Below are 1,707 nucleotides of genomic sequence, written 5' to 3'. Positions count from 1 at the left end.
GACGCGCCGAGCGAACTCGGCGCCGTGCGCGGCGCCGCCCCGCGCAGGTTGACGGTCTGCTCGGCGATCACGCCCGGGGCGGCGGTCGGTGTCAACTTGATCGGCAACGAGCGACCCAACCGGCCGCGCACCGAGTCGGTGCCGGGAGCCGGGCGCCGCTTGATCCGACCGTCGGCCACCGTGGTCGTGGTGGTGGCGAGCTGGACGCCTGCGCCGTTCGCGAGATACCCCGTCACGAACGGGGCGCGTGGCGTCCGGCCGATCGACGGGGTCGGTTCGTCCATCCGCGCCGCGGTCCGGTTGGCGTCGTTCGTCGACAGGATGCCCTCGGCGAGCGACCCGAACAGCGGCGGTGCGCTCCGCGTCTGGCGGTACGCGCGCCGTCCGACGTTGCTGCGGGCACCGATGCCGACCACCCCGTCGAGCGACGTGTCGGAGCGGTCCCGGAACAAGATCGATTCGGCCAGGTCGAGCGCCTCGGTGACCGTGGCCGTCTGCCGGTCGATGCCGAGCGCGGCGGACTCGGCGATCATCAGCGCCCGAGCGTTGCCGGCAGCGAGCAGCGGCAGCGGACGCCGGCCACTCTCGACGCGGTAGTAGTCGATCGGCGGGCCGGTCGCGTTGTCGAGACTGGCCGTGGCGACGAGCTTGACCCGGTTGCCGGCGAACACGACCTCGCCCTTCGGGATCGGTTGGCTCGGTTGGTCGGGATCCTCGGGCTGGCCCCACACGCCGAGCGGGAACGCGTCGACGCCGAAGGTCGGCCCGTCGGTCTCCGTGGTGTCCTGGACCATGCCCGACACCAGCGGGACCAGGTCCGCCGTGCGGTCGACGTAGGTGCCGGCGGCGTTGGCGAGCGCGAGGGTGAAGTCGAGGATCGAGTCGAGGTCCCCGGCGTTCATCGGGCTCAACCCGAGCGCCGCGGTCGACCCGTCCGACCGCACCGGCGTGACGTCTCGGTCGGTGGCGCCGAAACGGAACGTGGTGGTCGGCACGGTCGTGACGACCTGGATCTCGAACTCCGCGAACACCTCGAAGGGCCGGTTCCGGGTTCCGTCGGACGACGGCGCCGACGTGTCGCCGTCGGTCGCCGCCGGCAGCGTGCCCTTCCCGGTGATCCCCGAAACCGCTCGCGCGGTTCCGCTCGACACCTCCTCGAGGTACTTCGGGACGAACTCGGCCCACGTGACGAAGTTGCCCGGGTGTTCGGCCGAGTTGCCGAACGGCACGCTCACGTCGCACGGCCCGATCTCGAACGTCGCCTTTCCGTGGAAGTCCGGACCCTGGACCTCGATCCGCGCACCGATCGAGATGCTGATGCGGATCGTTCCGAGGAACGTCTTGATCTTGAGCCCCGCCGAGATCCGGGCGTACGCATCGGCCATGAAGTAGAAGGGGTCGAAGTAGACGATCGCGTTGGCGCCGAACGCGACCTTCGCCCACACGAACCCGAAGTCGGCGCTGACCTCGACTTCGACGCCCGCCATCAACGCCTCGGAGGTGAGCGCGAAGTACGAGCCGCCCTTGATGACGATCGCGTCGCTGACCCGCCACTCGAGGCCGAGGCGCGGGACGTCGGGGTAGCCCGGCCGAGAGAAGCTCGGGTGGTAGCCGCCGAGCGTCAACACGAACTGGCCGGCGTTCTGGCCCTTCCACCACACCGCGAACGCGAACCCGCCGGTGAGGCGGACCTCGGGATAGAGCAAC

At 70.6% G+C, this 1,707-nt stretch carries 1 protein-coding gene; it reads right to left on the bottom strand.

Annotated features, from left to right (window positions below; genetic code table 11):
- Positions 1–1,707 (bottom strand): DUF6603 domain-containing protein (locus ON45_RS23330; RefSeq protein WP_040496636.1); only part of this gene is annotated, 1,707 nt, incomplete at both ends.

Origin of the sequence: Ilumatobacter nonamiensis YM16-303, from assembly GCF_000350145.1 — a bacterium.
GTDB lineage: Bacteria > Actinomycetota > Acidimicrobiia > Acidimicrobiales > Ilumatobacteraceae > Ilumatobacter_A > Ilumatobacter_A nonamiensis.
Note: the sequence above shows the minus strand (reverse complement) of the source record. Positions and strands in the feature narration are given on the sequence as shown.